The organism is Pseudomonas sp. KH_046_2 (genome assembly GCF_057838985.1).
In genome coordinates, this window is record NZ_CM174480.1 from 6,060,500 (window position 1) to 6,072,788 (window position 12,289).

General features: G+C 60.9%; 13 protein-coding genes and 1 pseudogene. 4 read left to right on the forward strand and 10 right to left on the reverse strand.

Annotated features, from left to right (window positions below; genetic code table 11):
* The first annotated feature begins 41 nt into the window (after window positions 1-41).
* Window positions 42-506, forward strand: coding sequence for a TIGR02444 family protein (locus AC3IX1_RS27660; protein WP_489386528.1), 465 nt, complete (start codon window positions 42-44; stop codon window positions 504-506).
* Here the strand turns inward: AC3IX1_RS27660 and AC3IX1_RS27665 are convergent.
* Entirely contained in the window at window positions 503-1,681 is a 1,179-nt protein-coding gene (locus AC3IX1_RS27665) for an AlgP family protein (RefSeq protein WP_489386529.1), read from the reverse strand. The two genes, AC3IX1_RS27660 and AC3IX1_RS27665, sit on opposite strands and share 4 nt — an antisense overlap.
* Before the next feature lie 192 nt (window positions 1,682-1,873).
* On the opposite strand from AC3IX1_RS27665, the gene AC3IX1_RS27670 reads away from it, so the two are divergent.
* Entirely contained in the window at window positions 1,874-2,539 is a 666-nt protein-coding gene (locus AC3IX1_RS27670) for an FKBP-type peptidyl-prolyl cis-trans isomerase (RefSeq protein WP_489386530.1), read from the forward strand.
* Window positions 2,540-2,600: 61 nt separating this feature from the next.
* Here AC3IX1_RS27670 and rsd read toward each other — a convergent pair whose 3' ends face one another.
* From rsd to AC3IX1_RS27710, 8 genes and pseudogenes are all read right to left on the reverse strand, one after another.
* On the reverse strand, window positions 2,601-3,059 hold the full coding sequence (gene rsd / locus AC3IX1_RS27675; protein ID WP_223455405.1) for a sigma D regulator: 459 nt from the start codon (window positions 3,057-3,059) through the stop codon (window positions 2,601-2,603).
* A 177-nt stretch (window positions 3,060-3,236) separates the two neighbouring features.
* Window positions 3,237-3,788 (reverse strand): disulfide bond formation protein B, encoded by a 552-nt coding sequence (locus tag AC3IX1_RS27680; protein ID WP_489386531.1) that lies wholly within the window; start codon window positions 3,786-3,788, stop codon window positions 3,237-3,239.
* A gap of 263 nt (window positions 3,789-4,051) precedes the next feature.
* Complete coding sequence (locus AC3IX1_RS27685) at window positions 4,052-5,290, reverse strand: heme biosynthesis protein HemY (protein WP_489386532.1); 1,239 nt, start codon at window positions 5,288-5,290, stop codon at window positions 4,052-4,054.
* On the reverse strand, window positions 5,287-6,450 hold the full coding sequence (locus tag AC3IX1_RS27690) for a uroporphyrinogen-III C-methyltransferase (RefSeq protein ID WP_489386533.1): 1,164 nt from the start codon (window positions 6,448-6,450) through the stop codon (window positions 5,287-5,289). The genes AC3IX1_RS27685 and AC3IX1_RS27690 overlap by 4 nt, the downstream gene beginning before the upstream one ends.
* A gap of 16 nt (window positions 6,451-6,466) precedes the next feature.
* Window positions 6,467-7,234 (reverse strand): uroporphyrinogen-III synthase, encoded by a 768-nt coding sequence (locus AC3IX1_RS27695; protein WP_489386534.1) that lies wholly within the window; start codon window positions 7,232-7,234, stop codon window positions 6,467-6,469.
* Window positions 7,231-8,172, reverse strand: a complete 942-nt coding sequence (gene hemC / locus AC3IX1_RS27700) for a hydroxymethylbilane synthase (protein WP_489386535.1) — start codon at window positions 8,170-8,172, stop codon at window positions 7,231-7,233. Before hemC ends, AC3IX1_RS27695 begins: the two co-directional genes overlap by 4 nt.
* Window positions 8,173-8,310: 138 nt before the next feature.
* Window positions 8,311-9,057 carry a LytR/AlgR family response regulator transcription factor gene (locus AC3IX1_RS27705; protein WP_489386536.1) on the reverse strand — a complete coding sequence of 249 codons (747 nt, stop codon included), beginning with the start codon at window positions 9,055-9,057 and terminating at the stop codon, window positions 8,311-8,313.
* Window positions 9,054-9,170: pseudogene (locus AC3IX1_RS27710) on the reverse strand (sensor histidine kinase); the annotation flags it as partial. The gene AC3IX1_RS27705 and the pseudogene AC3IX1_RS27710, both read right to left, overlap by 4 nt.
* 348 nt (window positions 9,171-9,518) lie before the next feature.
* Here AC3IX1_RS27710 and argH point away from each other — a divergent pair.
* The gene (gene argH / locus AC3IX1_RS27715; RefSeq protein WP_489386537.1) at window positions 9,519-10,913 is read left to right on the forward strand and encodes an argininosuccinate lyase; all 1,395 of its coding nucleotides are present in this window, start codon (window positions 9,519-9,521) and stop codon (window positions 10,911-10,913) included.
* Window positions 10,914-11,036: 123 nt separating this feature from the next.
* Here the strand turns inward: argH and AC3IX1_RS27720 are convergent, their stop codons facing one another.
* Window positions 11,037-11,696 carry a glutathione S-transferase family protein gene (locus tag AC3IX1_RS27720; protein WP_489386538.1) on the reverse strand — a complete coding sequence of 220 codons (660 nt, stop codon included), beginning with the start codon at window positions 11,694-11,696 and terminating at the stop codon, window positions 11,037-11,039.
* A gap of 124 nt (window positions 11,697-11,820) precedes the next feature.
* Between AC3IX1_RS27720 and AC3IX1_RS27725 the strand changes: the two genes are divergently transcribed.
* Entirely contained in the window at window positions 11,821-12,105 is a 285-nt protein-coding gene (locus AC3IX1_RS27725) for a hypothetical protein (protein ID WP_489386539.1), read from the forward strand.
* Window positions 12,106-12,289 lie beyond the last annotated feature (184 nt).

Sequence of the window (12,289 nt, forward strand, 5' to 3'; positions counted from 1 at the left end):
GGAGTCTACCAGCTTCGCTCGCAACTGGCGCGAGTAGCACTATGTCCTCTGACCTGTGGAGCTTTTCCCTGACCACCTACGCCCGTCCGGATGTTGAGCAGGCTTGCCTGCAATTGCAATCGGCAGGGGCCAATGTGTGCCTGTTGCTGTGCGGTGCGTGGTTGGGACAACGAGGCGTGGCCTGCGATGAGCAGCGCTTGAAGCAATTGCGCAGCGTGGCTTTCGCCTGGGACACCGATGTCGTGCGGCCGTTACGCGCCTTGCGCACACAGTGGAAAGCCGCGGCCACGCAAGACGCCGACTTGCATACCCTGCGTGAACAAGTGAAGGCACTGGAGCTGGAAGCCGAACGGCATCTGTTGTTGCGGCTGGAGAGAGCGGCGCAGAGTTGGCCGCAAAATGCCGAGACCGATCTATCGGCCTGGCTGGAAGGTGCGGCGGCTGAGGCCGCCCACCTGCACCGCGACGCGCTGCATCAGCTGCGCGTCGCGGTAACCGGCACTTAGGAAGCGCTGGCTGGGGTGGTTACAACACTCGAAGTTGCGGCAGGCGTTGGCGCTGGCGCGGCTGTCGAGGGAGTTGTTGCCGAAGCAGGTGCTACTGGCGCAGCCGGAGCGACTGGCTTGGCAACCGGTGCGGTGGCTGGTTTGGCGGCAACCGGCTTTTTCACTGCAGGTTTGGCTGCTGGTTTTGCAGCGGGTTTTGCAGCAGCCGGTTTGGCGGCGACTGGCTTGGCAGCGGCTGGCTTGGCGGCAACGGCTGGTTTCGCTGCAGCTGGTTTTGCGGCTGGTTTAGCAGCAGGTTTGGCGGCTGGTTTAGCAGCAGGTTTGGCAGCCGCTTTTACAGCAGGTTTTGCCGCTGGCTTGGCTGCTGGTTTAGCTGCTGGTTTTGCAGCGACGGGTTTTGCAGCCGGCTTGGCAGCAGGTTTCGCCGTAGCGGTGCGGGCAGCTGGTTTAGCGGCCGGTTTTGCAGTTGGTTTTGCAGTTGGTTTTGCAGCCGGTTTAGCGGCGGCGGTTTTAGCCACGGCTGGTTTGGCAGCAGCGGCTCTTGCAGCGGCAGGTCGTGCGGCGGCTGGTTTGGCAGCCGTGGTTTTAGCCGCAGGTTTTGCTGCGCTGGCAGCAGCCGGTTTTCTCGCAGCCGGTTTGGCAGCAGTTTTGGCTGCGGCCGTTTTAGCTACTGGCTTGGCAGCTGCAGGTTTTGCAGCAGCAGGCTTGGCCGGTGCTTTTGCAGCAGCCGGTTTGGCAGCGGCTTTCTTCGCAGGTGCCGCAGCAGGCTTGGCCGCACGCAGGGACAACACCTTGCCGACAGCCTCTTGTACACGACCGACGCCCTGGGCCAGTTTCAGGCTTTCCTGAGCATCGCGCTTGAGTTGCAGAATGTAGCCACGGGTTTCCGATTGACGATCCTTGAGGGCATCGAGCAGCTCCTCAAGATCGGCCACTACGCCTTTGGCCTTGGCTTGTGCCTTGGCTTTTCCGGCCGCCGCAGCGTCCTGCAGTTTGGTGCGGGATTTGTGCAGTTTTTCTTGCGCTTTTCCGCGCTGCTTTTCCAGTTTGGCGAGCAGTTTTTCAGCATCAGCCAAGGCTTCGGAACAAGCGGTTTCCAGATGCTCGAGCAGGCTGCTCGAGAGTTGTTGGAGCAAGTGCAACGGAGTGTTTACTGGCTTCTTGGTGGCCGACATGGTTTACCTCCTGGCTGAAGTGAGTGCGGCTCATACTAGACCTCTGCTGCAACCGCCGCTAGGGCATGTTGACACTATCGAAAGCGCTGTGTTGCAAAGGATTGAAAAACTTCTGCATCAGCGCAAAAGCAGTTCACCGTTGTGCGCATTCTCGCTGGCATAATCGCCTGCAATTCAGGTCGGAGAGTGCTCATGTCGCGCTACCTTTTTTTATCGCTGTGCGTGTTTTTTTCCGTGGCCCAGGCCGGCGAAACAACGCAGGAAAATGAAGCCCACGATCTCGCTTACAGCCTGGGTGCAAGCCTTGGCGAACGCTTGCGCCAGGAGGTTCCCGACCTGCAACTCCAGGCACTGGTCGAAGGATTGCAGCAGGCCTACCAGGGCAAACCGCTGGCACTGAAGGACGAGCAGATCCAGCAGATATTGACCGAGCATGAAGCGCGAATTGCCATGCAGTCAGCCGAGCCACAAAGCGAAATGGCACTGGAAAAAGAACAGCGCTTTCTCGCCGCAGAGAAAGCCAAACCCGGCGTGCGCGAACTGGCTGATGGCGTGCTGCTGACCGAGTTGACGCCAGGCGCTGGCGTCAAGGCCGGACCGAACGGCAAGGTGCAGGTGCTGTACATCGGTCGCTTGCCCGACGGCACGGTGTTCGATCAGAACAGTCAGCCACAATGGTTCAGTCTCGACAGCGTGATCGCCGGATGGCGTAGCGCGCTGCAAAACATGCCCGTCGGGGCGAAATGGCGACTGGTGATTCCATCGGCTCAGGCCTATGGTGCCGACGGTGCCGGCGACGTGATCGCTCCGTTCACTCCACTGGTGTTCGAAGTCGAATTGCGCGGTGCCACAAGCTGACGACGCCAACGAAAAACGGCGTGCCTTGGCACGCCGTTTCGGGATATTGCAGGGAAGTGCTTCAGGCCTGAACCGAGTCGGTTTCCTTGTGGGCGGTGTGCAGCACTTCGATCAGGCAGTCTTCCAGCTCGAAGCGCTCATGCAACAGTCCGCCGAGTGTCTTGAACTCTTCGGCGACACACTTTCCTGCGTCACACAGGTCATTGAAGGCGAGCAGCTTTTCGGTGATGACGTCGATACGCGGGTAGATCGTCTCGGCGAGCTCCAGGCCACGCTGGTCGTTGAAGGCCTTGGCCTCCCCCGTCAGCTGCTCGTAGATCTCGAAGTGCCCGGCCGATACATAATCGACCAGCACGCCGCAGAATTCCTGCAAGGGCTTGCGGTTCTCACCCAGCGCCTCAGGCTTTGCGCCGAGAGCGTCATAGGCCCCGATCAGTTCGTGTCGTTCCTGCAACCAGCGATCGATCAGCAGGTGCACTCCGCCCCAGCGTTCCTGAGCATTCTGACAACTTTCGAGCATGGTGATCTCTCTTCCCTTGTGGGTCAGCTGCTCTATGCCCGCTCGCCTCTTGTAACGTCAGTGGGCGGTCAGGCAGAGCGTCATCGAGCAACATAATTCCAATGACACGTGCGGGCCAGATTATGCCCGCACGACACTGGCTTCAAGGTACGCAGGCGATAATGTTCATACAAGTGTTTAATCGCCCGCAAAGGCCCGGTGCGACGACTCGCCGCCGAGTGGTCGCTGATAGCTGGTCCAGACCAGTCGCAGCGACTGGTAAACGGCCAGAATCATCATCGCGACGAAGAACAGCAGGCTCCACTCGGTGAGACTCAGATCGAACAGCGTCCAGGAAATTTCCACACAATCGGCAGCACCCTTGAACATCTGCTGTACGACCGATAGCCACGGCGAATTGGCCAACAGGTCCGCCAGATGCGTCGAGCATGCCGCTACCTGTTCCGCCGGAAGGGTTTGCAGCAGGACTTGTCGCCACGCCGTGACAGTGCCGGCCAGGCTGCAACAAAGACTGAGCAGCCAATACAGAACGTTACCGATGCGACCGGGGCCATGGACCGAAGCCATCAGGCAGACGCCAGTAAGGAGCGCCAGGCAAAACCGCTGCACAAGACACAAGCCACAAGGTCGCAGGCCGACTGCATATTCCAGGTAGTAGGAAACGCCCATCGCCAGGGCACCCGCAATGAAAGCCATGAAAAACAAGGAACGTGAGCAGGCCAAAGACATGGCTTTTCCGTAAAAGTAGTGACAGGCCATTACGGTAGAGGAAAGCGCGACAGCCTTTCAAGGCAAGTGCCCACAGAGACTTCAGCACATGCGTAGGGAAAACCCGACGCAGACGAGAGGATAAAAGGTAGTCCTCTGTAGGACTTTGCCTGCGACGAAATTTTGCGACTGAATTTCAACTATTCATCGCACTGCGGCGAGGGCGATTGCTCCCTCGCCGCAGGTCATCGCTCAGACGCCAGTGCCTGGCGCCAGCGAATGGTTCAAGCGCGGACTGGCACTGGCAGAGGGGCCGCGAGCAAGCGCTCATCCAACAACCCAAGGCCTTCCTGAAACAGCTGGTTGCTGCGCTCGGCATCGCCCATTTGCGCCAGCAAGCGTGCCAGCTCGGCACAGGCTTCCGGATTGCGTTGTACACGCAGGCTGCTTTCCAGATAGTCCCGGGCCTTGCCCCACAAACTGTTTTGCAGGCATAGACGACCCAGTGTCAGCAGCAGGCCCGGATCAGCCGGATGGTCCTTGAGCCAGCCTTCGGCGGCCTGCAGCTGACGGGCCGGATCACTGCCGCGAACCAGTCCGTAGAGTCGTGCCAGATGACTGTCGTAGCTGCGTTTGAGCGCGGTGCGCAGCACTTCTTCGGCCTCGACCTGAGCCCCCAGTTGCCGCAGTTGTTCGGCATACGCGAGCACCAGTTGCGGCTCCTGACGCTGTGCCGAAGTCAACTGTTGCCAGGCACGTTCCAGCGATTGCTGCCCTACTGTTCCGTCTTCTTCCCGTTGCGCCGCCAGGGACAGGTTCGCCCCCCAGGCCCGACGCTCCAGTTCGGCGAGTTCGGCCGCCGGCAGGATTTTGTCCTTGCGCAGCTCCGGCAGCAGGCGAATCACTGCCGACCAGTCACCACGCTGCGAAAGCAGGCGCTGCAACTGGCGCAGGGTCTGTGCGTTATGAGGATGGCGTTCACGCATGGCTTGCAGGGTGGCGAGGGCGCCATCGGTATCACCGCGATCAGTCTGCAACTGAGCGTGGCTCAAGGCGATCGCCAACTCGGCCTGAGGCTGACGCTCCAGGGCGCGCTCCAGAAAGTTGTCGCTTTCTTCGTAATTGCCGAGTTCGTTCGCGGCACGGGCAGCGCCCAGGTAGTAAAGCAGCGGCTGGCGCTCGGCTTCGGCAGCCCGATGCAAGTGCCGTTGCGCGCTGGCCCAGCGACCTTCGGCCAGGTCCAGCTGACCGTGCTCGATCGCCACCTGCACCCGACGGCTGCGGTTACGTCGCGACCAAGGATTGACCACGCCGCTGGAAGCCATCACCAGTTCGACCAGCGACTTGATGCCCCAGACCACCAGCCAGAGCACAGCCACCAGCGCCAAGGTGGCCCACAGGCTCGACTCATAACGGAAGGTCTTGTAGGCAATCAGCACATAGCCGGAGTGTTCGGCAATCGCCAGCCCCAGCGCAGCGGCAGCGGCGATCACGAGGAGCACGATCACATAGAGGCGTCTCATGGCGTGGCCTCCGGCGCGGCGTTCGCGGCAGGCCTGGCCAGTGGCTTGACCGAATCTTCGGCGTTGACGTTGCGCCGTTCCAGGTACCCCTGCACCGCGCTCAGGGTGCCGGTCAGATCCGGCGTGACGACGGTGACAGGTTGCCTGCTCAACTCGGCGACCTGCTCAAGCATGACTTTGCTTTGCGTGTTGTCCGGGTTGAAGTTGCCCTTGAGGATGTCCCGCGCTTCATCCAGCACCTGTGAGTAAACCGCCGCCTGGCCATTGAGTGCGGCCCACTGCGCTTGCTCCAGTGCGAGGCTCAGGGCCAGGCGTACCTGACTCAGGCTCTGGCCGGCCAGCAATGGACGAACGTTTTTGTCGGCATTGAAATCAATGCGGATGTAGCGCGAAATCTGATCCCACCATTGCGCCCAGCGACTGGCACCGTCGCCATCGGCAGTCAGGCCCAGCAACGAATCGCCACGGTCCTTGTACTCCGGTGCCAGCTCGGTGAGGCTGGCCACTTGATCGCGCAGCGCGCCCAGACGCAGGAACAGCCCGGTGCGATCCGGTTGTTCGGTGCTGCGCAAGGCGATCAGGGTCTTGGCCACCTGCTCGCGAGCGGCAAAGGAGCCCGGGTCGTTCTGCTCGCGCAGTATCTCGTCGGCACCCTGGACCAGCGCCTGGGCACTGCTGATGTCCTGCAAGGCGGACAGTCGCAGGCTGGCCAGACGCAGCAGGTGCTCGGCCTCGGCCAGACGCCAGTCCTTGCGACTGGCGCCGAGTACGGTTTCCAGCCGCTGGTTCAATCGCTGCTGATCACCTTGCAGCTGAATCACCAGACGACTGCGGGCTTCCAGTTCATCAGCGGGAGGCAATTGCGCCAGGCGTGCACTCAGGCGTTCCTCATTGAGCTTGAGGCTTTGCGCTTGGTCATTCAGCGCCTGCACCTGGCTCAGTTGCTGCTGATTATTGGCCTGCAGGTGACGCACCTGCCAGACACCCCAACCCCCCACCGCGACCCCGGCCGCACCCAACAGCAGCGCGATGATTGCCAGACCATTGCCTCGACGCTGCTCGGCAGCAGGTGGCGGTGGAGGCATTTCATCAACAGGAGCATCAACAGGTGCATCAAGCACCCGTCGCGAGTCATCTTTAGGCAAGGCTGTTTCGCTCACGTATCCATCCTTTGCATCAGAAAACGGGTACGGGATGCTCCCGCAACGCCGTCAGCAAGGCCGCGGCACTGGCGCCGCGACAATCCACAACTGTTTTGGCCCCGGCGGCACGCGCCATTTCGGCAACCCTGGGGCTCGGTACAAACAACGGCAACCGCGCCAACTGCGGCCAGGCATCGCCAGCCAGTTGATGCAGGTGCTCAAAACCTTGTCCACTGCTGACCACCAACCCGTTCAGGCGTTCCGCCTGGATCCGTTGCGACAGCAGTGTCGGCGGGTAAATCGGCAATCCCCGGCGGTACAACTCCAGATACTCGACACTAGCACCAAGCTCACGCAAACGCTCAGCCAGCAACTCGCGCCCGCCCTCCCCGCGCAAGATCAGCACTCGCGCATCGGGTTGTGCGATAGCCTCGCGCAGTCGGGAAAGTTCGAGCAAGGCTTCACTGTCATCGCCTTCTGCCGGGAAGCTCACGTCCAGCCCGTGATCCTCGAGGATCTGCGCAGTCGCCGCGCCGACGCTGAACCACTTCACACCGGGCGGCGTTGGCCAATACCGCTCGAGCAGTTCGACACCGATCCGGGCGGCCGGCTTGCTGACCACGATGACGGCGCAGAACTGATCCAGCGCCTGAATCACCTGGCGCATTGTGTCAGTGGCCACAATGGGCATGATGTCCAAAAGCGGCAGACTGTTACTGAATATCCCCTGCTCGGCCAAAAAGCTGTTCAGCGCCGCCGCCTCATCGGCGGGACGCGTCAGCAGCAAGCGCCAGCCGGTCACTCGTGACCAGCCTCGCCATAGACCGCTTTGAGGATGGCGTCGGCACCCTGGCTGAGCAGGTCTTCGGCGACTCGCACACCCAGCGCCTCGGCATCGCCGCGAGGGGCGCGGGCTTGTGCGCTGAGCAGCAGGCCACCGGCTGGATCGCCCACCAATCCGCGCAACCAGACCTGCTCACCTTCCAGCACGGCGTAGCAGGCAATCGGCACTTGGCAACCGCCATTGAGGTGCTTGTTGAGGGCACGTTCGGCGGTCACGCGAATGGCGGTGTCCTGGTGATGCAGGGGCGTCAGCAACGCATGGATTTCACTGTCGGCGCTGCGGCATTCGATACCCACCGCGCCCTGGCCACCGGCCGGAAGGCTGTCGTCGACGCTGATGGCCGAGGTGATGCGGTCTTCGAATCCCAGGCGGATCAGGCCGGCGGCGGCGAGGATGATGGCGTCGTATTCGCCGGCATCGAGCTTGGCCAGGCGAGTGTTGACGTTGCCGCGCAGGAAGCGGATTTGCAGATCCGGACGATGGGTCAGCAATTGAGCCTGGCGGCGCAGGCTGGAGGTGCCGACGATGCTGCCCTTGGGCAACTCATCCAGGCTGGTGTAAGTGTTGGAAACGAAGGCATCGCGCGGGTCTTCCCGCTCGCAGATGCAGAACAGGCCGAGACCTTCGGGGAAGTCCATCGGCACGTCCTTCATGGAGTGCACGGCAATGTCGGCTTCATTGTCCAGCAGTGCGGTTTCGAGCTCCTTGACGAACAGGCCCTTGCCGCCGATTTTCGACAGCGGCGAGTCAAGCAGCTTGTCACCACGGCTGACCATGGGGACGAGGGTCACCAGCAGGCCCGGATGAGCCGCTTCAAGACGGGCTTTGACGTATTCGGCCTGCCACAGGGCGAGAGCGCTTTTGCGGGTGGCGATGCGGATCTGGCGAGAGGACATGGATCAATCCGTACTGAATAGATACGGCGGATAATAACAGCTCAGCCAAATCCACTTTGACTTGTATCAGATACTACTCGGCCTCCCTGGCCCCGGATGTCCGGCAATCGGGTGTGAAATTCGCCTGCGAACAGCTGTTTAAAGCTGTTGCATCATTTTGCGCACGCCAGCCACATGCCGACGGCTGACGATCAGCGCATCACCGTTGAGGCCTTTGAGGAACAGCTGAAAGTGCCCCAGGGGTGTGCGTTGCAGTCGCTCGATACGCTCGCGGGCGACCAGTGCATTGCGATGGATTCGCACGAAACGGTCACCGAATTCGTCCTCGAGGGCCTTGAGCGGCTCATCGAGCAGCACTTCACCGCTTTCGTGGCGCAAGGTCACGTATTTGTGGTCGGCGATGAAGTACACCACCTGATCCAGCGGAATCAGCTCGATCCCTTTACGGGTTCGGGCGCTGATATGGCTGCGCGGGCCGCTGCCGCTTTCGGCAGCAGGGCGGGTCAGGGCGGCGAGCTGGGCACGATTGGGGCGCTCGGCTCTCTTTAATGCGTCATGTAATTGTTCAGTTCTCACAGGTTTCACCAGATAGCCTACGGCGCTGGCCTGTAAGGCTTCCACGGCAAATTCATCGGGCCCGGCGCAGAACACCACGGCGGGGGGAGTTTCGCGTTCACACAACCGCGCAGCCACTTGCAGGCCATCCAGGCCTGGCATGCGGATATCGAGCAGCACGATATCCGGCTTGTGGCTGTCGATCAGTGCTAACGCCTCTTCGCCATTCGTGGCACTAGGCTCCAGGACACTGTATCCCTCGAGTTCGCCAACCATTCGGCTCAGGCGCTCGCGGGCCAAGGATTCGTCATCAACGATCAGGACATTCATATTGCGCTGGATTCCTGCGTGAGTCTCGCACAAGGATAGCGTAGACAGGTGAAGTGACATCCGTCACCGCGATCCACGCTAAGACTAGCGCGAGCGTCAAAAAGTGCCGTTGGTCCGGCGGCTAAATTTTCATCTGCCGGGCGATTGGCGGCCCAGGCCCGCGTTGGCGACACATCGCCACAGGGTTTGCTGATACGCAATATGAACACCCCACTCTTCTTATAGTCAGCGGCTGCACCGAGAAGTGCGCTGATCCTACTGTCCAACTGTAGACGGTTGGCGGGACGATATAGCTCAATTGGAAAATATCGTTCGGCAAAAATGCGCGGGTCTTGCCCGGGCCTGGGCTCTCTGCCCCCAAAAAAACGTATCGACCAGTGTCAGCGACAGGATTGGCAACCCTGTTATTATCCGCGCCAGCGTTCCACGCCTTCTTACTTCAAGCCGATACGAGCGAATTCATGAGCACTGACAAGACCAATCAGTCCTGGGGCGGCCGCTTCAGTGAACCCGTCGACGCCTTCGTCGCCCGCTTCACCGCCTCCGTCACCTTCGACCAGCGCCTGTATCGCCACGACATCATGGGCTCGATCGCCCACGCCACCATGCTGGCCAAGGTCGGCGTGCTGACCGATGCCGAGCGCGACAGCATCATCGATGGCCTGAACACCATCCAGGGTGAAATCGAAGCCGGCCAATTCGACTGGCGCATAGACCTCGAAGACGTCCACATGAACATCGAGGCGCGGCTGACCGACCGCATCGGCGTGACCGGTAAAAAACTGCACACCGGCCGCAGCCGTAACGATCAGGTCGCCACCGACATCCGTCTGTGGCTGCGTGACGAGATCGACCTGATCCTGGCCGAAATCACCCGCCTGCAAAAAGGACTGCTGGAGCAGGCCGAGCGCGAAGCCGCCAGCATCATGCCGGGGTTCACCCACCTGCAGACCGCTCAGCCGGTGACGTTCGGACACCACATGCTGGCCTGGTTCGAAATGCTCAGCCGCGACTACGAACGCCTGGTCGACTGCCGCAAGCGCACCAACCGCATGCCGCTGGGCAGCGCGGCGCTGGCCGGCACTACCTACCCGATCGATCGCGAATACACCGCCCAACTGCTAGGTTTCGACGCGGTTGGCGGCAATTCGCTGGACAACGTCTCCGATCGCGATTTCGCCATCGAATTCTGCTCGGCCGCCAGCATCGCGATGATGCACCTGTCGCGCTTCTCCGAAGAGCTGGTGCTGTGGACCAGCGCGCAGTTCCAGTTCATCGATTTGCCGGATCGTTTCTGCACTGGCAGCTCGATCATGCCGCAAAAGAAAAACCCCGACGTACCGGAACTCGTGCGTGGCAAGACCGGTCGCGTGTTCGGCGCGCTGATGGGCCTGCTGACCCTGATGAAAGGCCAGCCTCTGGCCTACAACAAGGACAACCAGGAAGACAAGGAACCGCTGTTCGACGCCGCCGATACCCTGCGCGACTCGCTGCGGGCCTTTGCCGACATGGTGCCGGCGATCAAGCCCAAGCACGCGATGATGCGCGAAGCGGCCCTGCGCGGCTTCTCCACCGCCACCGACCTGGCTGACTACCTGGTGCGTCGCGGCCTGCCATTCCGTGACTGCCACGAAATCGTTGGCCATGCGGTGAAGTACGGCGTGGACAGCGGCAAGGACCTGGCGGAAATGAGCCTGGAAGAACTGCGCAAGTTCAGCGACCAGATCGATCAGGACGTGTTCGCCGTGCTGACCCTGGAAGGCTCGGTCAATGCCCGTAACCACATCGGCGGCACCGCGCCGGCGCAGGTGAAGGCTGCCGTGGCTCGTGGTCAGGCGTTGCTCGTCAGCCGCTAAATCGCCAAAAGCTTCGCGAGCAGGCTCGCTCCCACATTGATCGTCACACACAAATCCTGTGTCTGACGCACACCTCGTGGGAGCGAGCCTGCTCGCGAATGCGATCTTCAGAGCGCAACAGAATTACTTCTTGGCAGCAATCATCGCCATGAACGCCGGCATCGCGGCTTCCCGGTCCGCCGCCACACGCTGCACGTTCGGATTCCCCCCCAAAAACTCCAGCAGCGCCTTGGCCTTTGGCATCTCGGCCAACAGGTCGATGCCAAACAACTTCTTGGCGACCCCACACGCCAGAGGCACGCTGAACAGGAAATACAAATCCGCCACGCTCAAGCTGTCGCCAGCCACGTAAGGGTTGAATTTGGCGTGCCGGCCCAGCGCCGCCATCCCCAGCAACAATTCGGCTTTGGTTTTTTCCTTGATCGCATCCGGCAGGGTCATGCCGAAAAAGGCTTCGGGATAGCAGGCCCGGCCTGGCAGTTCGATGTACAGCTCGATTTCCCTGGCCAGTGCCAGCACCTGCGCGCGCTCGAACGGATCGCTCGGCAGCAGCGGCGTGCCTTTCTGGCTTTGCTCGATGTATTCGAGGATCACGCTGGTTTCATTGATGAAGCCCTGCTCTACCTGCAGCACCGGGACCTTTCCGCGAGGGCTGATGGCCAGTGCCTCGGGGCTGGTGCCCGCGTAAAACGGTACTTCTTCGAAGGGCAGGCCTTTTTCCAGCAGCGCCAGTTTGACCATGTTGTAGTAGTTACTGACGGAGAATCCATAAAGCTTGATCATCACAAAGCCTCCAGGCCATGCGGGGTGGGCAGTGCCTGTTTATAGAACGCTGCCGGGATTCTTGCCAGCAGCATCACGCCACTGAATGCGGGTAAACTGGCCGCCTTTCCCTGAGGAGCCTGCCATGAGCGAGCCAACCGATATCGAAAACGACGAAGAAGAGTTCACCGAAAGTACCCTGATCCAGGCCATCGAAAACCAGATCGAAAGCGACAACCCGCCGGCTGCCAAAGCGACGTTCAACAAGCTGACGCTGGTGGGTTATGAGCGCGAAGAAATCCTCAACCTGATGGCTCACGTTCTGGCGGTAGAAATCGACGCGATCCTCGAAGAAGACCGCGCGTTCAACACCGAATGGTACGAAGCTGCCCTGCGCGCATTACCTGAGTTGCCGCCGGAAAAGCAGTAAGCCCACGCCCTCCCTGTAGGAGCGAGCTTGCTCGCGAAAAACCCGAGAGCGCCACGGGGCATCTGGTTTACGCGTCATCGTTGACGATCTTCGCGAGCAAGCTCGCTCCTACAGAGGAAAAAAACCCTGTCACGAGCACTGGACATGCCGGACAAGCGGGTTCACCTTAGGGGCGCTGTCGTCC

Excerpts from the sequence above, each read along its gene's own strand:
- AC3IX1_RS27660 (WP_489386528.1), top strand. The coding sequence starts at position 42 with ATGTCCTCTGACCTGTGGAGCTTTTCCCTGACCACCTACGCCCGTCCG.
- AC3IX1_RS27665 (WP_489386529.1), bottom strand. The coding sequence starts at position 1,681 with ATGTCGGCCACCAAGAAGCCAGTAAACACTCCGTTGCACTTGCTCCAA.
- AC3IX1_RS27670 (WP_489386530.1), top strand. The coding sequence starts at position 1,874 with ATGTCGCGCTACCTTTTTTTATCGCTGTGCGTGTTTTTTTCCGTGGCC.
- rsd (WP_223455405.1), bottom strand. The coding sequence starts at position 3,059 with ATGCTCGAAAGTTGTCAGAATGCTCAGGAACGCTGGGGCGGAGTGCAC.
- AC3IX1_RS27680 (WP_489386531.1), bottom strand. The coding sequence starts at position 3,788 with ATGTCTTTGGCCTGCTCACGTTCCTTGTTTTTCATGGCTTTCATTGCG.
- AC3IX1_RS27685 (WP_489386532.1), bottom strand. The coding sequence starts at position 5,290 with ATGAGACGCCTCTATGTGATCGTGCTCCTCGTGATCGCCGCTGCCGCT.
- hemC (WP_489386535.1), bottom strand. The coding sequence starts at position 8,172 with ATGTCCTCTCGCCAGATCCGCATCGCCACCCGCAAAAGCGCTCTCGCC.
- AC3IX1_RS27705 (WP_489386536.1), bottom strand. The coding sequence starts at position 9,057 with ATGAATGTCCTGATCGTTGATGACGAATCCTTGGCCCGCGAGCGCCTG.
- argH (WP_489386537.1), top strand. The coding sequence starts at position 9,519 with ATGAGCACTGACAAGACCAATCAGTCCTGGGGCGGCCGCTTCAGTGAA.
- AC3IX1_RS27720 (WP_489386538.1), bottom strand. The coding sequence starts at position 11,696 with ATGATCAAGCTTTATGGATTCTCCGTCAGTAACTACTACAACATGGTC.
- AC3IX1_RS27725 (WP_489386539.1), top strand. The coding sequence starts at position 11,821 with ATGAGCGAGCCAACCGATATCGAAAACGACGAAGAAGAGTTCACCGAA.